Origin of the sequence: Mycobacterium sp. 23, from assembly GCF_048287075.1 — a bacterium.
Classification (GTDB): Bacteria; Actinomycetota; Actinomycetes; order Mycobacteriales; family Mycobacteriaceae; genus Mycobacterium; species Mycobacterium gordonae_B.
Window position 1 is genome coordinate 5,147,354 of record NZ_JBLVUX010000005.1, and the last position, 20,968, is coordinate 5,168,321.

At 67.2% G+C, this 20,968-nt stretch carries 17 protein-coding genes and 1 pseudogene; 8 read left to right on the forward strand and 10 right to left on the reverse strand.

Translation table 11 applies throughout. The features are described 5' to 3' along the window. Positions 1–33: 33 nt before the first annotated feature. On the forward strand, positions 34–807 hold the full coding sequence (locus ACNQS7_RS25080) for an acyltransferase domain-containing protein (protein ID WP_418014657.1): 774 nt from the start codon (positions 34–36) through the stop codon (positions 805–807). On the opposite strand, the gene ACNQS7_RS25085 is transcribed toward ACNQS7_RS25080, so the two are convergent. Beyond that, positions 796–3,981, reverse strand: a complete 3,186-nt coding sequence (locus tag ACNQS7_RS25085; protein ID WP_418014658.1) for an AAA family ATPase — start codon at positions 3,979–3,981, stop codon at positions 796–798. The two genes, ACNQS7_RS25080 and ACNQS7_RS25085, sit on opposite strands and share 12 nt — an antisense overlap. Positions 3,982–4,173: 192 nt before the next feature. Here ACNQS7_RS25085 and ACNQS7_RS25090 point away from each other — a divergent pair, with 192 nt between their 5' ends. Then, complete coding sequence (locus tag ACNQS7_RS25090; RefSeq protein WP_055580627.1) at positions 4,174–5,466, forward strand: citrate synthase; 1,293 nt, start codon at positions 4,174–4,176, stop codon at positions 5,464–5,466. Positions 5,467–5,539: 73 nt separating this feature from the next. On the opposite strand, the gene ACNQS7_RS25095 is transcribed toward ACNQS7_RS25090, so the two are convergent. Beyond that, complete coding sequence (locus ACNQS7_RS25095; RefSeq protein ID WP_418014659.1) at positions 5,540–7,090, reverse strand: phytoene desaturase family protein; 1,551 nt, start codon at positions 7,088–7,090, stop codon at positions 5,540–5,542. Between the two features lie 8 nt (positions 7,091–7,098). Beyond that, positions 7,099–7,362, reverse strand: a complete 264-nt coding sequence (locus ACNQS7_RS25100; RefSeq protein WP_418014660.1) for a DUF2630 family protein — start codon at positions 7,360–7,362, stop codon at positions 7,099–7,101. 100 nt (positions 7,363–7,462) lie between these two features. Between ACNQS7_RS25100 and ACNQS7_RS25105 the strand changes: the two genes are divergently transcribed. Genes ACNQS7_RS25105 through ACNQS7_RS25115 form a run of 3 tightly spaced genes read left to right on the forward strand, consistent with a single transcriptional unit; the run spans position 7,463 to position 10,477 of the window. Beyond that, positions 7,463–8,494 carry an OmpA family protein gene (locus ACNQS7_RS25105; protein ID WP_418014661.1) on the forward strand — a complete coding sequence of 344 codons (1,032 nt, stop codon included), beginning with the start codon at positions 7,463–7,465 and terminating at the stop codon, positions 8,492–8,494. 13 nt (positions 8,495–8,507) lie between these two features. Next, positions 8,508–9,779, forward strand: coding sequence for a hypothetical protein (locus ACNQS7_RS25110; RefSeq protein ID WP_418014662.1), 1,272 nt, complete (start codon positions 8,508–8,510; stop codon positions 9,777–9,779). Beyond that, a complete protein-coding gene (locus ACNQS7_RS25115) occupies positions 9,776–10,477 on the forward strand; it encodes a hypothetical protein (RefSeq protein ID WP_418014663.1) in 702 nt (233 codons plus the stop codon). The genes ACNQS7_RS25110 and ACNQS7_RS25115 overlap by 4 nt, the downstream gene beginning before the upstream one ends. Here ACNQS7_RS25115 and prrB read toward each other — a convergent pair. From prrB to ACNQS7_RS25140, 5 genes are all read right to left on the reverse strand, one after another. After that, positions 10,474–11,814 carry a two-component system sensor histidine kinase PrrB gene (gene prrB, locus ACNQS7_RS25120; RefSeq protein WP_055580674.1) on the reverse strand — a complete coding sequence of 447 codons (1,341 nt, stop codon included), beginning with the start codon at positions 11,812–11,814 and terminating at the stop codon, positions 10,474–10,476. The genes ACNQS7_RS25115 and prrB overlap by 4 nt on opposite strands. 25 nt (positions 11,815–11,839) lie before the next feature. Next, positions 11,840–12,541, reverse strand: coding sequence for a two-component system response regulator PrrA (gene prrA, locus ACNQS7_RS25125; protein ID WP_036364553.1), 702 nt, complete (start codon positions 12,539–12,541; stop codon positions 11,840–11,842). 132 nt (positions 12,542–12,673) lie between these two features. Next, on the reverse strand, positions 12,674–14,344 hold the full coding sequence (locus tag ACNQS7_RS25130; protein WP_418014664.1) for an FAD-binding dehydrogenase: 1,671 nt from the start codon (positions 14,342–14,344) through the stop codon (positions 12,674–12,676). A 75-nt stretch (positions 14,345–14,419) separates the two neighbouring features. Next, positions 14,420–15,034, reverse strand: coding sequence for a TetR/AcrR family transcriptional regulator (locus ACNQS7_RS25135; protein WP_055580634.1), 615 nt, complete (start codon positions 15,032–15,034; stop codon positions 14,420–14,422). A gap of 103 nt (positions 15,035–15,137) precedes the next feature. Next, positions 15,138–15,761: a TetR/AcrR family transcriptional regulator gene (locus tag ACNQS7_RS25140; protein ID WP_418014665.1), complete on the reverse strand. Its 624-nt coding sequence runs from the start codon at positions 15,759–15,761 to the stop codon at positions 15,138–15,140. Positions 15,762–15,898: 137 nt separating this feature from the next. Between ACNQS7_RS25140 and ACNQS7_RS25145 the strand changes: the two genes are divergently transcribed. Beyond that, positions 15,899–16,942, forward strand: a complete 1,044-nt coding sequence (locus ACNQS7_RS25145; protein WP_418016141.1) for a PPE family protein — start codon at positions 15,899–15,901, stop codon at positions 16,940–16,942. A gap of 3 nt (positions 16,943–16,945) precedes the next feature. On the opposite strand, the gene ACNQS7_RS25150 is transcribed toward ACNQS7_RS25145, so the two are convergent. Further along, the gene (locus ACNQS7_RS25150) at positions 16,946–18,073 is read right to left on the reverse strand and encodes an FAD-dependent oxidoreductase (protein WP_418014666.1); all 1,128 of its coding nucleotides are present in this window, start codon (positions 18,071–18,073) and stop codon (positions 16,946–16,948) included. Between the two features lie 103 nt (positions 18,074–18,176). On the opposite strand from ACNQS7_RS25150, the gene ACNQS7_RS25155 reads away from it, so the two are divergent. Continuing rightward, positions 18,177–18,722, forward strand: a complete 546-nt coding sequence (locus ACNQS7_RS25155) for a TetR family transcriptional regulator (protein ID WP_418014667.1) — start codon at positions 18,177–18,179, stop codon at positions 18,720–18,722. Here ACNQS7_RS25155 and ACNQS7_RS25160 read toward each other — a convergent pair. Then, a pseudogene (locus ACNQS7_RS25160) lies at positions 18,707–20,205 on the reverse strand (carboxyl transferase domain-containing protein). The gene ACNQS7_RS25155 and the pseudogene ACNQS7_RS25160 overlap by 16 nt on opposite strands. A gap of 28 nt (positions 20,206–20,233) precedes the next feature. Between ACNQS7_RS25160 and ACNQS7_RS25165 the strand changes: the two are divergent. Beyond that, positions 20,234–20,965, forward strand: a complete 732-nt coding sequence (locus ACNQS7_RS25165; RefSeq protein WP_418014668.1) for an enoyl-CoA hydratase — start codon at positions 20,234–20,236, stop codon at positions 20,963–20,965. Positions 20,966–20,968: the final 3 nt, after the last annotated feature.

The window sequence follows — 20,968 nt, forward strand, 5'->3', positions numbered from 1 at the left end:
TGAGTTCGACGCTGACCTTCACATGATGGCCGAGTGACCCGTCGGCCGAGTCCTGTGATCGCTGCGAGCTTCGCCGCCCGTAGGGGCGTTCGTACCGAAGATCTTGTCGCGAAGGCCATCGCGACCGGTGGGACGGTGTTCGTGTTCCCCGGACAGAGTTCGTGCCTGACTGGCGGTGCGCTCGCGGCCGTCGAATGCGCGCATGCGTTCCGGGCGCAGTTGCGGCTTTGTGAAGACGCTTTCGCCGAGTTCGTCGATTGGCCGCTGCTCGGGACGGTGCTGTGCGGCGCCGGGTGCCCCAGGCCGGATCGCCCCGACGTCGCGCCATCGGTGCTGTTTGCGGTGACGGTGTCGCTTGCTGCGCAGTGGCGTGCGATGGGAATCCATCCGGATGCGGTGATAGGCCTAGCCCTGGGTGAAGTCGCGGCGGCATACGTCTCCGGTGCCTTGTCGCTGCGAGACGCCGCGCGAGTGGTGACGTTGTGCGGCAACGCGATCGGGGCGGTTCCGGACACCCACTGTGCCGAGGTGGACACGCTTCGCCAACGGTTGCGCGTCTCGCTCGGCGGAATGCGGCCGCGATGCGCGGATGTTCCGTTCATCTCCTCGGTCACCGGCGCCGGACTGGACACGTCGATCCTCGACGCCGATTACTGGTTCGCCAACTTGCAACAAGCCGGCCTGTTCAACGAAGCCGTCCGGTGGTCGTGCGAACGCGGTTACCGGACTTTCATCGAATGCAGCCCGTGCCCGGTTCTGATCCCCGGTATCCAGAAGTTCCTGGGGGAGATTGCGTCAATTACCTGACTTGTGCGGGGCCGGGCGATCGGCAGCGTGCTCCATCATTGCCTCGGCCCACCCGGCGTGTCCCTCGAATCCGAGTGCTTCGGCCATGGCCCGATAACGGTCCGATAGATCCCGGTAAACGTCGTCGCCGCCGCGGGTGCGGGCCATCAGAGCACGCAGCCGCACTAGCGTGATCTCGCGCATCGCCCAATCCTGTTGTCCACCAAGGTGAGCCAAGCGTTCCATGGCGTCTTGCGCCTCGACCAGGTCGCCCTCGGTGCCCCGCTCCAGCAGGGTCTCCACCAGCATGCCGCTGGCGAGAACACCGAAGAAGGGGCGACCCGCTCGGTACAGCTCGTCGACCGCACTGCGCATGACCGGGATGGCGGCGTCGTGCTCGCCGCGTCGGGATCTGACCCGGGCGACCCACAGCTCGGCGACCGGAACCAGGAAGGGAATGGGTTCGTTCAGCCAGATGTCGCGGACCTGCATCATCAGTTCCAGGCCGCGCTCGCGGTCGGCGCCGGCGTCTCGGCGCAGCAGTGCAGCTGCCAGTCCGTACTTGACGATGCTGAGCGCCGCGTTGCTCGATCCTTCGGCGGTATGCAGTGCCTGCTCGAGCTTGTCCAGCGTGGCGTCATCGGCCCGGAGCACTCCGTAGCTGATAGCCAGCCCGTAAGTCCAGCAGGCGATCATCGCCTGAGATGTCGGATCACGCTGCCCGGCCAGGTAGGCGGCATCTACGTCTTGACGCCAGCCAGGACGGCCCACCCACCAGCCCGCGACGCCGCGCCAGGCCAGCGCTGCCGCCAGCGGCGATCCGAAACCGAACTCAGCCCCCTTGGCGGGGTCGCCGTCGGCCAGGTCGATGACGATGTCCGACCACCGCAGGATCTCGCCGAATTCGCCGGCATCGAACCAGTTGTTGAACGCTATGAACGCCAAACCTACGGTCGGCGCGGGATCGTCGATCGAGAAAAGCAGTGCCATCTGCTCGGATGCCAGCCGCGACCCCTCGCGCGTCCGCGCGGCGAACATGAGCTCGGTTTCCAGCCCGGTCATGCCGATAGCAAGTGACACCTTGTCGCCGGCCGCGGTGCACAACTCCCGCAGTTCCTCGAACAGGCCGCGGGTTTCCTGTATCGCCTGCCAGCTGATCGCGCACAACATGGTGCGGGGGGCGATGCGCATCGACAGCCGGTCGGGGTCGTCGTCGGGCAGCGCGTCGGCGATCCGTCGTGCCCGCTCCCAACTGACCCGGGCGGCGGTGACGTCGCGGGTCGCCGACCACGTTCCCGCGCGCATCTGCCAGCCATAAGCCGCAGGCAGGTCGCCGGCGGCCTCCAGGTGTTCGGCGATGAGCGCGGCATCGGAATCGGCCGATGTCGGGCCACCCGATTGGATGGCCGTGGCCAGTCGCCGGTGCCACTCGGCGCGGTCGGCCTTCAACTGCGATTCATAGGCCACCTGGCGGATCAGCGGATGTCGAAACGCGTACTCGGCGCTCGGTGCCATCCGCACCTGGTCGATCAGTTCCGCACGCAGCAGTTCCTCGACTTGCGGCTCGATGCCCAACTTTGCGAGCAGCCCGGCGTCGAAACGGGCACCGATCACCGATGCGGCGCTCAACGTCCGCCGCGCGGCCGAATCGAGTCGGTCGACGCGTGCCGCGATCGCCGCCTGCACCGTGGCAGGCACACTCAGCTCGGCGACTGCCGCAGAACAGATGTAGCTGCCGCGCTCGCCGGTCAGCGTCCCGCGTTGTACCAGTTCCCGCACCATCTCCTCGGTGAAGAACGGGTTGCCCGCGGCGCGCTCGGCGATGATCGGTGCCAGGTCGCCGACCGAGGGATGGGAACCGAGCAGCTCACTGAGGAGTGCCGCCGTATCTGAATCAGCCAGCGGCGCAAGCGCTATCGTCTGGGCTCCGAGTACCCGCGTCAGCGCTCCCTGGTACTCCGGACGGTAGGTGATCAACACCACGGACGGGGTACCGGCGATGACGGTGAGGAAGTCGGCAAGCATCGACTCGCTGACCGCGTCGATCCAGTGCGCGTCCTCGACGACGAACAGCGCCGGATCGGTGCGTGCCAGCGTTGTGCTGTTGATCAATGAAGTCAACCGGCGCCGTCGGGCCTCCGGGTCTATCTGGGGCAGCGGCACGTCCGGGTCGGCGATGCCGAGCAGATCGTCGAGCATCAGCAGGTCTTGCGGGTTGGCATCGGGAGGCACGGTGTCCCGGACCTGCCTGCGGGCGGCGGGTCCGTCGAGGCCCGTGACGCCGCTGGCGGCGCGCAGCAACCTGGCCACGACGCCGAAGGAAACGTCGCGGGCGTGCGATTCGCAGAACGTCCAGTACACCTCTACGCGGCGTGAGGCGGCCCGCGCCGCGATCTCGCGAGCCACCCGGCTCTTGCCGATGCCTGGCGGTCCCACCACCGTCACGACGCCGCCGCGGCCGCCGATCGCGCGGTCGACTGTGGCGTCCAGCGCCGCCATCTCCCAGCGCCGGCCCACCAGACTCGCCTCAGCGCGCGGCACCATACCGTCTGGCCGGCGGACCGACAGCAGCCGGCGGGCGAGCACCGGTTGGTCGGCCCCCTTGATCGGCACCCATTCGGGCTCGTCCAGCACGACGACGTGCTCGACCAGCCGTGCGGTCGCCGCTGAGAGCAGCACCCCGCCCGGCGGCGCGGCCGATTCCATGCGTTGGGCCAGCCCGACCGTCTCTCCCGTCGCGGCGTAACCCAACGCGATCTCGCCTGCAATGACCCGCCCGGAGTTGAGGCCAACTCGCAGTTGCAGCGCCACGGCGTCGCGGCGGGCGACTTCGGCCGCCAGCCCGGCGGCGTCCTCCTGGATGGCCAGCGCCGCCAGGCATCCGCGGTAGGCGTGGTCCTCTAAAGCCACTGGCGCGCCGAACAGTGCCATCACCCCGTCGCCGGTGTACTCGACGGTCCCGCCGTAGCGCTGCACTACCGCGGCCGAGCGCTGCACCAGCTCGGTCATCACCTCGCGCAGCCGCTCGATGTCCAACGCCGCCGCGATGTCCATGGAACGCACCACGTCGGCGAACAGCACCGTCACCTGCTTGTACTTTGCGGTATCGGCCGCAGAGATCCTGGGAGCGCCGCACTGGTCGCAGAACTTGGCGTGCTCACGCAGCTCATTGCCGCACGACCCGCACGTGGTCACCGCCCAAGGATAGGGCGTTAACCAGCACGTTGCGCGGAGTTTCAGGTTCTCCGCCGGGCGGCCGGCGTGCAGATCCGACCCCGGGAAGGCACGCCGTCGAGATAACGACTACCTTCACCTATACGCACCTAGTGCACCGATGCCGGTCCTGGGGCGGGTAGCCATATCAAGCCTGAGCGCAAAGGGGTTCTCGTGGGCGACACCGACGACACCGCAACTCTGAAGTACCCGGGGGGCGAGATCGACCTGAAGGTCGTCCACGCAACAGAAGGTGCCGACGGCATTGCGCTGGGTCCGCTGCTGTCGAAGACCGGGCACACCACCTTCGACAACGGCTTCGTCAATACGGCCTCGTGCAAGAGCGCCATCACTTACATCGACGGCGACGCCGGCATCCTGCGTTACCGCGGATATCCGATCGATCAGCTGGCCGAGAAGTCCACGTTCATCGAGGTCTCCTACCTGCTGATTTACGGCGAGCTGCCCACCACCGATCAGCTGGCGGAATTCACCCAGCGCATCCAGCTGCACACCATGCTGCACGAGGACCTCAAGCGGTTCTTCGACGGATTCCCGCGCAACGCCCACCCGATGCCGGTGTTGTCCAGCACGGTCAACGCGCTGTCGGCCTACTACCCGGATTCGCTGGACCCCACCGACAACACCCAGGTCGAGTTGTCCACCATCCGGCTGCTGGCCAAGCTGCCCACCATCGCCGCCTACGCCTACAAGAAGTCGGTCGGCCAGCCGTTCCTCTACCCGGACAACTCTTTGACCCTGGTGGAGAACTTCCTGCGCATGACGTTCGGTCTGCCCGCCGAGCCCTACCAGGCCGACCCCGAGGTGGTTCGGGCCCTGGACATGCTGCTGATCCTGCATGCTGACCACGAGCAGAACTGTTCGACGTCGACCGTGCGGCTGGTCGGGTCCTCCCAGGCCAACCTGTTCACGTCGATCTCCGGCGGGATCAACGCCTTGTGGGGTCCGCTGCACGGCGGCGCGAACCAGGCCGTGCTTGAGATGCTCGAGCAGATCCGCGAGAGCGGCGACGACGTGGGCGAGTTCGTTCGCAAGGTCAAGAATCGTGAGGCCGGCGTCAAGCTCATGGGCTTCGGTCACCGCGTCTACAAGAACTACGACCCGCGGGCCCGGATCGTCAAAGAGCAGGCGGACAAGATCTTGGCCAAGCTCGGCGGCGACCCGCTGCTGGACATCGCCAAGCAGCTGGAAGAGGCGGCGCTCACCGACGACTACTTCATCGAGCGCAAGCTCTACCCGAACGTCGATTTCTACACCGGCCTGATCTACCGGGCCCTGGGCTTCCCGGTCCGGATGTTCACCGTGTTGTTCGCGCTGGGCCGGCTCCCGGGCTGGATCGCGCACTGGCGCGAGATGCACGACGAGGGCGACAGCAAGATCGGGCGTCCGCGCCAGATCTACACCGGCTACACCGAGCGCGACTACGCCGGCATCGACGGGCGCTAGTTAGTAGCGCGAGCAGACGCAAAATCGCCCTGGAGCGTGCGCTCCTAGGGCGATTTTGCGTCTGCTCGCGCAGCTAAAGCGAGGCCAGCACCGCCATGGCGGCGTTGTGCCCACCGATGCCCGAGACCGCCCCGCCGCGGCGGGCACCGGACCCGCACAGCATGATCCGGTCGTGCGCTGTGCCCACGCCCCACCGACGCGCCGGCGTGTCCAGCGGATCGTCGTCCTCAGCAAACGGCCACGACAGCGCGCCGTGGAAGATATTGCCCGCGGTCATTCCCAGCCGGTCCTGTAGATCCAGCGTCGTGGTGGTCTCCAGGCAGGGGCGTCCATGCGCGTCGGGCAGCAGCACATCCTGAATCGGTTCGGCCAGAACGGAATTCAACGACGCCAGCACGGCATCGGTCAGTTGCTCGCGCAGTCGGTCCGGCTCCGGAGATCCGGAGACTGGGGCTTGGAAGCCAAATACCGTCATCGTCTGGACGCCGGGCAGGTGGGGGGAGACGATGCTGCGATCGGTCAGGGAATGGCAGTACGCCTCACACGGCAACGGATCCGGCAGCTGACCGGCGGCGGCCCGCAGGTATCCGGCATCGAGTTGCGACCATGTCTCGTTGACGTGAAACGTGCCGCCGAAAGCCTTTTCGGGGCTCACGTCCTGATCGCGCAGGCGCGGCAACCGACTGAGCACCATGTTGACCTTGACCTGCGGACCCGGCGCCACCGGTGGCGCCGACTCGCCCAGCAGGCCGGCCAGCACCGCCGGCCCGACGCCTGCCAGCACAAAACGGCCACGGACCCGTTGCTCGCCCCCGTCGCTGCGGTAGCGCACCTCACCATCCGGATTCAGAGCGAAAACATCAGCGGCCGTTGTTATTTCGGCTCCATGACGAGTCGCCGCGGCGGCTAGGGCCGAGGACACCGCGCCCATGCCGCCGACCGGCACATTCCAGTCGCCGGTCCCACCGCCAAGCACGTGGTACAGGAAGCAGATGTTCTGCAGCAGCGACGTGTCGTTCAGGCGTGCGAAGGTGCCGACCAGCGCGTCGGTCGCCATGACACCGCGAACCACGTCGCTGGTCACTGCGTCGGTGATGGCATGTCCGATCGGCTCCTCGACCATGGCATGCCATGCGGCCATGCCATCAGAGGAGCCGCCATCGAGCACGAGTTGGCGAGCCTGCTCCCGGGTGCGCAATGGTTCGAGCAAGGTAGGCCAGAGACGCCCGGTGACCTGCCCGCAACGCCGGTAGAAAGCGGCGAAGCGGCGCTCGTCTTCGGCCGCTCCGATGGCCGCGAAGCTGCCGTTCTGCCCGACCAGCAGGCCGGTGCGTCCCGACGTTCCCGGGTCCGGCGTGTAGGACGAGTAGGGTCGTCTGGCCAGTCGCACTCGCGCACCGAGGTCTTCGAGAATGCGCGTCGGCAGCAGGCTCACAAGATACGAGTAACGCGACAGTCGGACGTCAACACCGTCGAAGACCTGCGCCGATATGGTGGCACCGCCGATGTGCGGCAAGCGTTCGAGCAGTCTCACCCGAAGGCCCGCCCGGGCCAGATAGGCGGTGGCGACCAGGCCGTTATGGCCGCCGCCAATGATGACTGCATCGAAATCGGCGTCAGCCATTGAACGGGCTATCCGATGTAGCCTTCGACCTCATCGGCCGGTCGCACCGCGGCTTCGCGCGGGTCACCACCGGTTTCGCGCAGGGCCCGGCGCTGCCGAAGCAGGTCCCAACACTGATCGAGTTCGACCTCCAGGCGGCGCAACCGCTCGTGTTCCTCGTCGGTGGAGATCTCACCCTGCTGCACCTGCTCACGCAGGGTCTTCTCCTGGGCGACCAGGTCACGGATGTGTGCCAGGGCGTCGCTGTCCGTCGGTTTGTTTCCGTTGGCCATTGCACCAGTCTGCCCCACGTTCCCTCGGTATCGTATGCGGACTCGGTAGGCTCATATCGCCTGAAAGCGCGAACAACGGCGGTTTGAGTGAGGAGCGACGGTGGGTCCAGATGTGGGGGTGGACGAAGCGCTCGCGCCCGCCCGGCAAAGCGACCAGGCTCAGCCCACCCCGAGATACCACCGTCAGCGGCTCGGGCGCGCCTGGTTGATCGGGCTCGCTGCGATTCCGTTTCTGCTGGCGATCGTCGGATACGGCGCATATGAGCGGCCGATGGGCGTCAACGGGCCGACCGGCGACCTGCCCACGCTCACGGCCGCGCCGGCCGGTGCGACGAACGCCGCCAATGCTCCGAGCCTGTCGCTGTCGTTGCTCTCAATCAGCCGCAGCGGAAACAGCGTCACCCTGATCGGCGACGTCCCCGACGACGCCGCAAAGGCTGCGCTGATCAAATCCCTTAAAGCTCTTACGCCTCCCGGTGTCAGTGTCGTCGACCAGATTCATATCGACCCACTCGTGCGCACCCTCGACTTCGCGCTCGCAGAGCCGGTTTTCACCGCCGGCGCGCCGATCCCTGATTTCACGTTGAAGGTCGAGAAAGACACCGTCACGCTGGGCGGCACCGCATCGCCGGATCAGAAGGACGCCGTCGAGCGCGCGGTGGTCAGCGCCTGGCCGGGCGTGAACGTCTCCAACACGATCGTGGCCAGGGGTCAGATCACGCCGAATGTGCCGCAGGCAGGTGCCCCCGTCCCGCCTCCCGGGCCTGGCGCTTGCGACAACCTCCAAGCGGTCCTCAACAAGATGACCGGAGGTCCACTGGCCTTCGGCACCGACGGGGTGAGCCTCACTCCGGACGACACGCAGATTCTGCTCCGGGTGGCCGACCAGCTCAAGGCCTGCCCGGCCGCGCGCATCACAGTCAACGGGTACACCGATAACGCCAGCGCCGAGGGGATCAACATTCCGTTGAGCGTGCAGCGGGCCAACCTGGTGGCCGAGTTCCTCATTGCCAACGGCGTGACCCGGGATCGCGTCACGGCCAAAGGTCTGGGTTCGGCAAACCCGATAGCCAGTAATGACACGGCTGAGGGTCGTGCGAAGAACCGTCGCGCCGAGCTTGTGGTCGGCTAGGGGAGAATCAAGCATGGGGTTTCTGATCCAGTGGTTGGTCTACCTGGCTGCTTTTGTGGCCGGGTCGGCCGTCGCCTACGGGATCGCCTCGCTGTTGATCAAGTCCGACAGATCGGCACGGAAGCCGGAAGAGGTTGCGCCCGAGCCGGTTTCGGAATCGCTTCCTGCTGCGAGCAAGGTGCCTCAGCCGGTGGGGCCCGAGCCTCAGGCGGCGCCGGCCGAGGAGTCTGAGACGTTCGAGCAGCTGCTGTGGCCGGAGTCGGTCCAGCCGGAGTCCGAGGTCGCAGAGGAGCCCCCGCCCGCACCCGAGTCCGAGGTTGCCGAGATGGTGGAGGGTGCACCCACCGACCCGGCGGTCGAGGAGCCGGTTGCCGAAGTAGCCGAGCCGGAACTCGAAGCCGAGGCAGTGAAGGCAGATTCCGAAGTGGCCGACGTGCCTGAGCCTGAGCCGGCGCAGCCGCAGCCCGATCTGCAATCGGCTGAGCCGGGTATTGCGGAGCCGGTCGCCGAGGTTTTCGAAGAACCCGAAGAGCCCGAGCCCGAACCCGGTGACGTCGAGACCGCGGTCGCAGAGTCGTCAGAACCCGAGGCGGTCGAGCCGGAGATGGCGGACCCGGTCGCCGAACCAGGACCCGAGCCGGCGGTTGCCGAGGCGTCGGAATCTGGGCTGTCGCAGCCGCAGTGGCCTGGCCCGCAGATTGTCGAGCCGGAGACCGTCGAGCCGGTCGCCGCAGTTCTTGAAGCAGAGCCTGAGCCAGAACCCGAACCCGATGCCGAACTAGCGCCCGGGGTCGCCGAGGCGCTGGACTCTGAGCTGTCGCAGCCCCGGTGGCCCGGTCCCCAGATTGTCGAGCCGGAGATTGTCCAGCCGGCCGCCGCAGCCCCCGAACCCGAACCCGAACCGGAACCGGAACTGGAACCGGAGCCGGGACTTGCCGAGTCGTCTGAACCTGAGCCGGCGCTGGTGCAGCCGCAGTGGCCGGGCCCCGCTTCCCAGTGGCCCGGCCCGCAGACGGTTGAGCCGGAGGATGCGGAGCCGGCTGCCGAGGTTGCCGAAGAGCCCGAACCCGAGCCTGAGCCCGAGCCGGAACCCGAGGTCGCCGAGTCGTCAGAACCTGAGCCAGAGGTGCCACAACCACAGTGGCCGGGTACCGCGTCTCAGTGGCCAGGCGCCGGGACGGTCGAGCGCGAGGAGCCCGAAGCGGCCGAGCCCGAGACCGAACTGCCGCAGCCGCAGTGGCCGGGCCCGCCGTCGCAATGGCCCGGCATCGGAGTGAAGCGGTGATCGCCCAGGTGCACTGGTGGTTGGCCGCCGTGTCGTTCGGGCTGGGCATGGTGTTGACGTTCACGCTGATGGCCCGGCCCGCCAGACTTCAGATGCCGGCCTGGGCCGTTGCTGAACCGAAACCCCGTCCCAAACCCGAACCGGCGATGAAAGCCCCGGCCGCCGAGGCGCCCACCAATAAGCTGCCGGCCGCCAAGCCCAAACCCAAAGCCGGACCGGCGAAGAAGAAGGCCGTCTCCAAGGCGCCGCCGCGAAAGCGCAGGCCCGTCTCCGGCGATGCGGCGACCGAACGGATTCCCGTCGTCAAAGACCATCCGACGGAACAGATTCCGGTGGTACGCAAGAGGCCGGCGAAGAAGGCCGCCGCCAAGAAGGCGAGGTCGAAAGGTGCCCCGCCCAGACGCAGGCCCGTTCCGAAAGATGCTGCGACGGAGAAGATCCCAGTAAGCAGCGAAGCCGAGACCATCGTTCTGCCGCTGATGCCGTATGCGCCCTACGGCCCGGGGTCCATGCGCGCCAACCTCGACGGCAGCGGCCCGGAGGGGTGGACGATCAAGGGACGCATGGATTCCCGGCTGTTCTATGGACCCGAGGATGAGTGTTACGAGGACACGGAGGCCCAAGTCTGGTTCCAGGACGAGGAGTTCGCCGCGCGGGCGTTCTTCACGCCCTGGCGCAACAGCACGCGTAAGAACTAGCTCGGTCCGGGAAGGCGCAGGACCAGGCGCGCTCCACCCAGCGGGCTGCCCTCCAGCGACGCCGTCCCGCCGTGCAGGTGTGCTTGTTGCGCGACCAGAGCCAGCCCGAGGCCCGACCCCGAATGCGACGCTGTCGAGCCCCGGGAGAACCGCTCGAACACCACTTGTCGCTCCTGCTCCGGCACCCCGCTGCCGTTGTCGTCAATGGCGATCTCGACTCCGGCCCGTGAGCTGACCGCGGACAGCTGGACGTGGGTGGCGCCGCCGTGCTTGACGGCATTGGCGATGGCATTGTCGACGGCCAGCCGTAACCCGGCCGGCATCCCGACGATGATGCACGTCGGCGACGGCACCAGCGACACATCGAGATCGGGGTAGATACGGGTGGCGTCGTGGGCGGCGCGGTCGAGCAGATCGGTGATGTCGACGGGCACGTGGTCGTCGGAGGTGGACAGTTCGCCCTGTGCCAACCGCTCGAGCGCGCTGAGCGTGGCCTCGATCCGCGACTGGGTGCGGATCACGTCGCTGAGCACTTCCTTGCGTTGGTCGTCGGGCAGATCGAGGGTGGCCAGCACCTCGAGGTTGGTGCGCATCGCGGTCAGCGGGGTCCGCAGTTCGTGCGATGAGACGGCCGCGAAGTCTCGGGCTGAGGCCAGCGCCTCCTGCGTCCGGTTCTGCTCGTTCCAGATGCGTTGCAACATGCCTCGCATGGCTTCGGCGATCTCCACGGCTTCACTGGCGCCGTGCACTTCGACCCGCGGGTCCTCGTCACCCGCGTCGATCGAGCGGGTCTGTTCGGCGAGCTGTTTGAACGGCCGCACCGCGAAAGCGGCCAGCAGCCAAGCGAATACGGCCGCGGCGCCGATGGCCAGGGTACAGATCAGCAGTACCCGGCGGTGCAGGTTGTTGGTTTCGGCGTAGGTGGCGTCATACGTCGCGGCGACGGCGACCGAGGTGGGCTCCGGACCCGGGATCTCGACCGTGCGCACCCGGTAGCGCACGCCGTGGATGAACGTGTCGGCGTAGTCGGCCTGCAGCTTGGGCAGGTTGATGTCGGTGTTCGACTTGATCACGTTGCCGCGGCGCACGGTGATCAGCGCGTCCTGGTCGTTGGGGGATCGCGGTATCTCATCCAGGCCGCGGGGGACGAACGGGATCGCGAACCCGGCGGCTTCGTCCAGTCTGCGGTCCAGCCGTTCCTTGCGGTCCTTGGTGATGCCCACCCAGACCACGGCGCCCACGATCAGCACCGGAATGGCGGCCCCGATGACCGTCGCGACCACCACCCGAGTCCGAAGCGACGGTGTGCGGGCGAAGATTCGCGACAGGATGTTCACTGCCACCATCGGGCACCCACCGCGCTCATTGCATCCTGAGCACGAAACCGACTCCGCGGACGGTGTGCAGGAGCCGCGGACCGCCGTTGGCTTCCAGCTTGCGCCGCAGGTATCCGATGAAGACGTCGACGACGTTGGTGTCGGCCGCGAAGTCGTAGCCCCACACCAACTCGAGCAGTTGCGCGCGGGACAACACCGCCGTCTTGTGCTCGGCGAGCACGGCAAGCAGGTCGAACTCCCGCTTGGTGAGGTCCACGTCGACGCCGTTGACGCGGGCGCGTCGGCCCGGGATGTCCACTTCCAGCGGACCCACCGTGATGGTCTCCGAGGACGAGGTGGCGGTGGCGCCGCGGCGGCGCAGCAGGGCGCGCACCCGCGCCACCAGCTCGGCCAGCACGAACGGCTTGACGAGGTAGTCGTCGGCACCGGCCTCCAGCCCGGCGACCCGGTCGTCGACGGAGCTGCGCGCGCTCAGCACGCACACCGGCACGTCGTTGTCCATGGCTCTCAGTGCCGTTACCACGCTGACGCCGTCCAGCACGGGCATGTTGATGTCGAGCACGATCGCGTCCGGCCGCGTCTCGGTGGCGCTGCGCAAAGCCTCCGCGCCGTCGACCGCGGTGGACACCTCGAATCCGGACAGCCGCAAACCACGTTCCAGCGACGCGAGCACATCGGAGTCGTCGTCGACCACCAAGACCCGAGGTGAGTTCACACCAGTGTCCATGCGCCTATCTTGCCTGATTGAGCGCAACGGCGGTGGGAGGCGCTCCTTCCACCGGCGAGCAGACACAAACTCGCACAGAAATCCCGGTTAAGGTGCGATTTTGTGTCTGCTCGCGGGGATGACTCGCGGGGATCAGAGGTCGTCGGCGGCACCGCGGCCGGCCGCCCGACCGGAGAAGATGCAACCGCCCAGGAACGTCCCCTCCAGCGCGTTGTATCCGTGCACGCCTCCGCCGCCGAACCCGGCGACCTCTCCCGCCGCGTACAGGCCGGGGATGGGTTGACCGTCCTTGCCCATGGCGCGGGAGGACAAATCAGTCTGGATGCCGCCCAACGTCTTTCGCGTCAGGATGTGCAGCTTGGCCGCGATCAGCGGTCCGGCCTTGGGGTCCAGGATGCGGTGCGGCGCGGCGACCCGGCCCAATCGATCGCCCAGTGCGCGCCGGGCGTTGCGGATGCCCTGCACCTGCACGTCCTTGCAGAATGGGTTGGCGATCTGCAGATCGCGGGACTCGATCTGGGCGCGGATTCCGGCTGGATCCAGCAGCGGTTCATCGGTCAGGGCATTCATTTTTGCGACGAGATCTTCGAGGTTGTCCGCGATCACGAAGTCGGCTCCGTGCGCCTTGAACGCCTCGACCGGACCCGTCGCGTCTTTGTTGAAGATGCGCTGCTGCAGCACTTTCATCAGGCTCTTGCCGGTGATGTCGGGGTTCTGTTCCGAACCCGACAAGGCGAATTCCTTCTTGATGATCTTCTGGGTCAGCACGTACCAAGAGTGGTCGTAGTTCGCGATCTCGGGATTGGTGCGCAGATACTTCAGCGTGCCCAGGGTGTCGTAGCCGGGCAGGAACGGCGCCGGCAGTCGTCTGCCCAGCGCGTCGAACCACATCGACGATGGGCCCGGAATGATGCGGATGGCGTGCTTGGGCCAGATCGGGTCCCAGTTCTTGACGCCCTCGGTGTAATGCCACATCCGGTCGCGGTTGACCAGGCGGACCCCGCTGTCATGGGCGATGTCCAGCATGCGCCCATCGACGTATTCCGGAACGCCGGTGATCATCGACGACGGTGGGGTGCCCATCCGCTCGGGCCAGTACCGCCGCACCATCTCGTGGTTGCCGCCGATCCCGCCGGTGGTGATGATCACCGCCTGCGCCGACAACTCGAACTCGCCGACCGCGTCTCGGTTGGACGGGGCGCCGCGCACCGCATCATCGGGGGCCAGCACCGTGCCCTTGATGCCGGTGACCGCGCCGTCGGTGAACACCAATTCGTCCACACGGTGACGGTGGTAGAACGTCACCTGATTGTCCTGTGCGGCGTCCAGGGCCGAATTCACAAAAGGCTCAACGACTCCGGTGCCCGTCCCCCACGCGACGTGGAAGCGCGGTACCGAGTTGCCGTGTCCGTCGGCACGCAGGTCACCCCGCTCGGCCCACCCCACCGTGGGCATGAACCTGATACCCAGGTCGGTCAGGTAGGACCGCTTCTCGCCCGCGGCGAACTCCACGTAGGAACGGGCCCACTTGGCCGCCCACACGTCTTCGTCGTCAGGGCGATCGAACGCCGCACTGCCGGACCAGTCGTTCCAGGCCAGCTCGAGGGAGTCTTTGATCCCCAGCACCCGCTGCTCGGGGGTGTCGACCAGGAAGAGACCGCCGAACGACCAGAAGGCCTGACCGCCCAGATTGGCCTCGTTCTCCTGATCGACCACTGCGACCTTCTTGCCGCGGCGGGTCAGTTCGTGGGTGGCGACCAGCCCGGCCAGCCCCGCACCCACAACGATGACATCAGCGTCCATGAAACAGCCCTTCCGTGCGCCACGACACCTAACTAGATACACAAATGTATCATATGCATGGACGCATCGAAAGGGTCAATCGCGAGTCAACACAACGTTCATCAGCTGGGTGAGCCAAGCGCGCGCCGCCGTCTGGTCGCTGTCGAGTAGTAGCTGGATGCTGACCCCGTCGTAGGCGGCGATGATGGCGCGGGCCGTGTCGGTCACGCTGTCGATCGCTTTGTGGAACCCGATGCCGCTGGCGATCAGCCGTTCCTCGATCACTTTGCGCAGCTGCGCGCGATGGACCTCCCAGCGGTGGGCGAGCTCGGGGTTGCGCGCCGCATACAGCAGGAAGTCGAACTTGATCAGCAGCCAGTCACGTTCGAGAAGCAGCGTGTCGACGATCCGGTTGACGACTCCGGGCAGGTCGACCACTGCGTCGGCGCCCTCCATCGCGGCGCGGACCTGCTCCGCGGTGCGGCCGGCCCACTCGTCGTACAAGAGGAAGAACAACTCCTCCAGGCTCTCGAACTGCGAATAGAACGCGCCCCGGGTATAGCCGGCGGCCTCGCACACGTCCTCGATGGTCACGTGGCCATAGCCCTTTTCGGCGAATACGCGGAACGCCGCCTCGATGAGGCGGGCGCGGGTCTCGGCGCGGCGTTTGGTGACTCGCGGTGGCTTCGCAGTGGTGGTCGCAGTAGCCATGTGTGCACCCCCTGGTTATTTATGTAGCCGATACATTGCCACATCGGATACGTGGAGGGCCACATCGGGGACCGAATGTCGTCGACGTGAGTTCTCCGGGTGGTCAGGGAGCGGTTCCGCCCGGGGTAAGTACCACGTTGAGCAGCTGTATGAGCCGGGCGCGCGCGGCCCCGTCGTCGTTTTCCAGGATCAGCTGGGTGGCCAGACCGTCATAAAGGGCGATTACGGCTTGGGCCGTCTCTCCTACGCTGCCGATTGACTCATGCGACCCGATGCCCCGGGCTATGAGCAGCTCCTCGATGGTCCTGCGCAGTTTGCGACGGTGGACGGACCAGCGCTGGGCCAGCTCCGGATTGCGCGCGGCCACCGCCAGCAGGTCTACCTTGATCAACAGCCACTCGCGCTCGAGCAGCAGCGTCTCCACGATGCGCGCGATGATCCCGGGCAGGTCGTTGACCGGATCGCCGGCGTCGACGGCGCCCCGCACCTGCTCGGCGATCTGGGCCGTCCATTGGTGATAGATGACGAAAAGCAGCTCTTCGAGGCTTTCGAACTGCGAGTAGAACGCGCCCCGCGTGTAGCCGGCCGCGGTGCACACATCCTTGATGGTGACCTGCCCATAGCCCTTCTCGGCGAAGACTTCGATCGCCGCATCGATCAGTCGTCCGCGGGTTTCGGCGCGGCGCTTGGTGACGCGCGTCGCCTTTGCGGTGCTCGCTGACGTCATTCGCCGCTCCGCCCTCTCTCTGTGATCCATAAGCGTATCGGATGCACAATAGCATAAAATGTATTGACGTATCGTATACATAAATGTATGTTTTGGACGGTTGATGAAGGAGGTGTGTGAAGGTGATCGGTTTCGAAATGCTGGCTCCGGAAGTGAACTCGGCGCGCATGTACACCGGGCCCGGTTCCGGACCGTTGTTCTCGGCGGCCGCCGCATGGGATGGGCTGACGTCAGAGCTGCAGTTTTCGGCTTCGTCCTTCGACTCCGTGATATCGGATCTGGTCAGCGGGTCGTGGGCGGGTCCCGCGGCCAATGCGATGGTCGGCATCGCAGCGGGTTTCGTCGCGTGGTTGAGCGCCTCGTCGGCCATCGCCGAGGTGGCGGCCGTGCAAGCCCGCGCGGCGGCGACGGCATTTGAGGCGGCTCGGACCGCCACCGTCCATCCCGCTGAGGTGACGGCCAACCGGAATCATCAGTTGGCGTTGATAGCGACGAACTTCCTGGGCCAGAACACTCCGGCGATTGCGGCCGCGGACTTCCTCTACATCGAGATGTGGATCCAGGATGTGGCCGCCATGCTGGGCTATCTCGCGGACGCGGCTTCGGTGGCTGTCTCGTTGACGCCATTCGCGGCGCTGCCGGCCGAGCTCGCCGGGTTTGCCTCACAGGCGGTGACGGTCGCTCAGGCGATCCCACTGGACGCGGTGTCGCAGGGCTTTCAGTTGGCGTCCACTGCGGTCGGCACAGCGTTGACACCGCTTTCCAGTCTGGGCGGCGCCGGGTCGCCGGGCAGTGCCGCGCTGGTCGGGGCCTCGGAGCCGTCGGAACTGCCCGCCATCGCGGCAGTCGAGGCGATCAAGCCGACGGGTGTAACCGGTTTCGGCACGGCGGCGGGACTGGGTCAGGCGCGCACGGTCGGTGCGTTGTCGGTGCCGCAGAGTTGGGTCGGGTCGGTGCCGGACCCGCGGGCTGCTTCGGCGTTGCCCGGCACCAGCCTTGCCGGTGCCGCGACGATCGCTAACGCCGAGGTGGCAGCCGGGTCCGGTGCCGGGATGCCGATGATGCCGGTGCCGGCGGGAGGGGGTGCCAACGGCGGCATGCCCGGGCGGATGGTCGGCGGCGGCGGGGGTTCGCATGTGGTGCAGCAGCGGCCCAGCGTGATCCCGCAGGTCGGGGTATGACGCTCACCGGTTGACCAGGCCGCTCAGTTGCCACGCGAACTTTCGTCGTGCCGCCGGAACGTGTGCCGCAAGGCGCATGGCCGAATTGCGGACCGGGCGCAGCGGGCGCGGCATGGTCGAGACCTTCGTCAACCGTCCGGTCAGCTTCAGGACCCGTCGTGCGCGCGCTCGCTGGGTCGCGCTGTATGCGTCCAGCGCGGAGTCAGAAACCTCGGCCAGTGCCTCTGCCAGTGTGACGGCGTCGTTGATGCCCAGGTTCATGCCCTGGCCGCCGGCGGGACTGTGCACGTGCGCGGCATCGCCTGCCAGGATCAGCCGGCCTGCCCGGTAGGTGTCGGCGACGCGGTGCTGGATCCGGAAGCGAGACCCCCAGACCAACTCGGTGACGACCGTGCGTCCCGGACCGAAGCCGCGGCTGTCCAGCAAATCCTGCACGAACTCGACCGTGGGCACTGAAGGCGCCTGGGCAGCCGGGGCCACGATGCGGTAGACGTCACCGGGCAACGGCGCCAGCACGGTCAGGCCTTCGTTGCCGTAGAAGAGGATGACCTCGTCGGCGGGAGCGTCGCCGGCGACCCGCACATCGGCCAGCGCGAAGGACTCGGCGAATTCCCCACCGGTGAAGCCGATTCCGGCTTGCCGGCGGATGGTGCTGTGCATCCCGTCGGCGCCGACGACGTAGCCCGCACGGACGCTGTCGCCGTCGTCGAAGGACACGGTGACCCCGGTTGCGTCCTGGCTCAGGTGGCTCACCGCTTTGGGCCGAATCACCCCAGTGCCCAATTCATTCAGCCGATTCTCCAGCGCCCGCTCGGTGTCGGCTTGGGAGATCATCAGGCTGTACGGGTAGGCGGTCGGCAGCTCGCTGAAGTCGACCCGGATAAGGACGTGTGAGCCCTGCCGCATGGTGAATCGCGGCGCGGTCAGCCCGGCCTTGACCAGGCGCCGGGAAACGTCTAGGTCTTCCAGCAATTCCAGGCTGCGGGCATTCACCACGGCGGCGCGGGAGGTGTTGGCGCCGGACGGCAGTTCGTCCACCACCACCGCGTCGACTCCCCGGGCAACCAGCGAGGCGGCCAGTGTGAGCCCGGTGGGCCCGGCACCTACGACGAGGACATCGGTGTCTTTCATGGTGCGTCCTTTCCTCGACCAGCTAAGTCAACAACTGTTGACATAGCCCATGATGCGCGCGTTCACCCGGTATGTCAACACATGTTGGCCTACAGTTGTTGACATGAGGCGGTCATCGGCGGAAACCAAGGCCCTGATTCTGGCCAAAGCGCGCGAGCGGTTCGGGACGGCCGGGTTTCAGGCCGCCACCATCCGGGCAATCGCCGCAGACGCCGGCGTGGATCCGGCGATGGTGATGCGGTACTTCGGCACCAAGGATCGACTGTTCGCCGCCGCAGCCGAATTCGATTTGCGGTTACCGGATTTCGCACCTGCTGACCGGGACCGTCTCGGCCCGTTGCTGGTGGGCCATTTCCTGCGGCGCTGGGCGGGTGGCGACGACGCCCTGGTCATTCTGTTGCGCTGTAGTGCCACGAATGACGACGCGGCACAACGGATGCGGGAGATTTTCCAAATTCAGTTGCAGCCGCTGGTGGCAGCCTGGGCGCCGCCCGGTGAAGCCGGCAAGCGGGCCGGGCTCGTTGCCACCCAGATCCTGGGTCTGGCGATGTGTCGCTTCGTGTTACGGCTGCCGCCCGTGGTTGATATGAGTCAGGACGAGGTCGTCGGGTGGCTCGGACCGACGATCCAGCGCTATCTGGACGACTGAGTTTCCGGTAGCCCGATGCGGCGGTAGCGCCGCAAACGCGCGGCCAGGCGCTGCGACCCCGGCGTCTCACGCAGGGCATGGACCTCAGCGGCGATGGCCGCCGACAGCCGCCGCGCGAACTCGACCGGTTCGTCGGCGGCGTCAGGATGCTCGGGAACGATAGCGTCGACGATCCCGGACGCCAGTAGATCGGCCGACCGAATGCCCTGTGCAGCAGCAAGTTCGGCCGCGTGGTCGGTATCGCGGTAAACGATCGCGCTGGCACCTTCCGGTGGCAGCGGCGCCAACCAGCCGTGCAGTGCGGCCAGCACCCGGTCGGCGGGCACCATCGCCAGCGCCGGCCCGCCACTGCCCTGACCCAGCAGCACCGACACCGTCGGCGTGTCCAGCGTGACGAGCTCGGCCAGGCACTGGGCGATCTGGCCGGCCAGCCCACCCTGCTCGGCTTCGGCCGACAGCGCCGGACCGGCGGTGTCGATCACCAGCACGAGCGGCAGGCGAAGTTCGGCGGCCAGCGCCATGCCGCGGCGGGCCTCGCGCAGCGAACCGGGCCCGACGGTGTTTCCCCGCCGCCGTTCATCCTCTGCTGGCCGAGCACAACCACGGGCTGACCGCCGAAGCGGGCCAGCGCCAGCAGCGTCGTCGCCGCCTCACCCTGGCCGGTGCCCGACAGCAGCACCCGGTCGGTGGCGCCGTGCCGCAGCAGATACCGCGCATCGGGGCGGTCGGCGCGACGCGAAGCGATCACCGATTCCCAGGCGGGCACGTCGGGAATCGGTTCGCCAGGCGGCTGGGCAGGAGGCAGGTCGGGAGTGTCCGCGATGACCGTCAGGGCCCGGTGCAGCGTCGCCCGCAGCTCATCGAGCCCGACGACGCCGTCGATCACCCCGTGACGCTGCAGATTCTCCGCGGTCTGAACGCCGGCCGGAAACGGCTGGTCGTACAGCAGTTCGTACACCCTGGGACCCAGGAACCCGACCAGGGCGCCGGGCTCGGCGACGGTGACGTGGCCGAGCGAACCCCACGACGCGAAGACCCCGCCCGTGGTCGGATTGCGCAGGTAGACCAGATAGGGAAGGTGGGCCTGGCGGTGCAGCTTGACGGCCGCGGCGATCTTGACCATCTGCAGGAACGCGACAGTGCCCTCCTGCATCCGGGTGCCGCCCGAGCAGGGTGACGCCAGCAGCGGCAGCCGCTCGGCCGTGGCGCGCTCCACCGCGGTGGTGATGCGTTCGGCCGCGGCCACGCCGATCGAGCCGGCCAGAAAGGTGAAGTCGCAGACCACCAGCGCGACCCGCCGTCCCAACACCCGTCCCTCACCGGTCGACACCGATTCGTCGCGGCCGCCGGCGGCGCGCGCGTCGGCGAGCTCGCGCGCATAACCGCTGGACATCGGCACTGGCAGCGGGCCGATGTCCCAGCTGACGAACGAGCCCTCGTCGAGCACTGCGTCGCGCAGTTGGTCGGTCGTGATCCGGCTCACAAGGACGAGGCTATATATCCTGGCCCCCATGATCGGTGTCACCCAGACCGAAGCCGTCACGACCATCGAGCTGCAGCGGCCCGAGCGACGCAATGCCCTGAACTCCCAACTCGTGGAGGAACTGCGGGAAGCTCTGCTCAAGGCCGACGGGACCGACACCCGGGTCGTCGTGCTGACCGGCCAGGGCACCGCCTTCTGCGCGGGCGCCGATTTGTCCGGAGACGCCTTCGCCGCGGATTACCCCGACCGGCTGGTCGAGCTGCACCGGGTGATGGACGCGGTGCCGGTCCCCGTCATCGGCGCTGTCAACGGACCGGCCATCGGCGCGGGACTGCAGTTGGCCATGCAGTGTGACCTGCGGGTCGTAGCCCCGGACGCCTTCTTTCAGTTCCCGACCTCGAAATACGGCCTGGCCCTGGATAACTGGAGTATCCGTCGGCTGTCGTCGCTGGTCGGTCACGGCCGGGCGCGGGCAATGCTCTTGACCGCCGAGAAGCTGACCGCCGACGTGGCGCTGCAGACCGGGATGGCCAACCGAATCGGAACGCTCGCGGATGCGCAGGAATGGGCAGCGGAGATTTCCGGTCTGGCGCCGCTGGCTATCCAGCACGCCAAGCGGGTACTCAACGACGACGGGTCGATCGAAGAACCGCGGCCCGAGCACAAGGATCTTTTCGACAAGGCGTGGGGCAGCCAGGACGTGATCGAGGCGCAGGTCGCCCGGATCGAGAAGCGGCCGCCGAACTTTCAGGGGGCGTAACTG

What these genes read in the sequence shown, in the direction of transcription:
- ACNQS7_RS25095 (WP_418014659.1), bottom strand. Translation starts at nt 7,090, where the DNA reads ATGGCTGACGCCGATTTCGATGCAGTCATCATTGGCGGCGGCCATAAC.
- ACNQS7_RS25100 (WP_418014660.1), bottom strand. Translation starts at nt 7,362, where the DNA reads ATGGCCAACGGAAACAAACCGACGGACAGCGACGCCCTGGCACACATC.
- ACNQS7_RS25110 (WP_418014662.1), top strand. Translation starts at nt 8,508, where the DNA reads ATGGGGTTTCTGATCCAGTGGTTGGTCTACCTGGCTGCTTTTGTGGCC.
- prrA (WP_036364553.1), bottom strand. Translation starts at nt 12,541, where the DNA reads ATGGACACTGGTGTGAACTCACCTCGGGTCTTGGTGGTCGACGACGAC.
- ACNQS7_RS25130 (WP_418014664.1), bottom strand. Translation starts at nt 14,344, where the DNA reads ATGGACGCTGATGTCATCGTTGTGGGTGCGGGGCTGGCCGGGCTGGTC.
- ACNQS7_RS25135 (WP_055580634.1), bottom strand. Translation starts at nt 15,034, where the DNA reads ATGGCTACTGCGACCACCACTGCGAAGCCACCGCGAGTCACCAAACGC.
- ACNQS7_RS25140 (WP_418014665.1), bottom strand. Translation starts at nt 15,761, where the DNA reads ATGACGTCAGCGAGCACCGCAAAGGCGACGCGCGTCACCAAGCGCCGC.
- ACNQS7_RS25145 (WP_418016141.1), top strand. Translation starts at nt 15,899, where the DNA reads ATGCTGGCTCCGGAAGTGAACTCGGCGCGCATGTACACCGGGCCCGGT.
- ACNQS7_RS25150 (WP_418014666.1), bottom strand. Translation starts at nt 18,073, where the DNA reads ATGAAAGACACCGATGTCCTCGTCGTAGGTGCCGGGCCCACCGGGCTC.
- ACNQS7_RS25155 (WP_418014667.1), top strand. Translation starts at nt 18,177, where the DNA reads ATGAGGCGGTCATCGGCGGAAACCAAGGCCCTGATTCTGGCCAAAGCG.
- ACNQS7_RS25165 (WP_418014668.1), top strand. Translation starts at nt 20,234, where the DNA reads ATGATCGGTGTCACCCAGACCGAAGCCGTCACGACCATCGAGCTGCAG.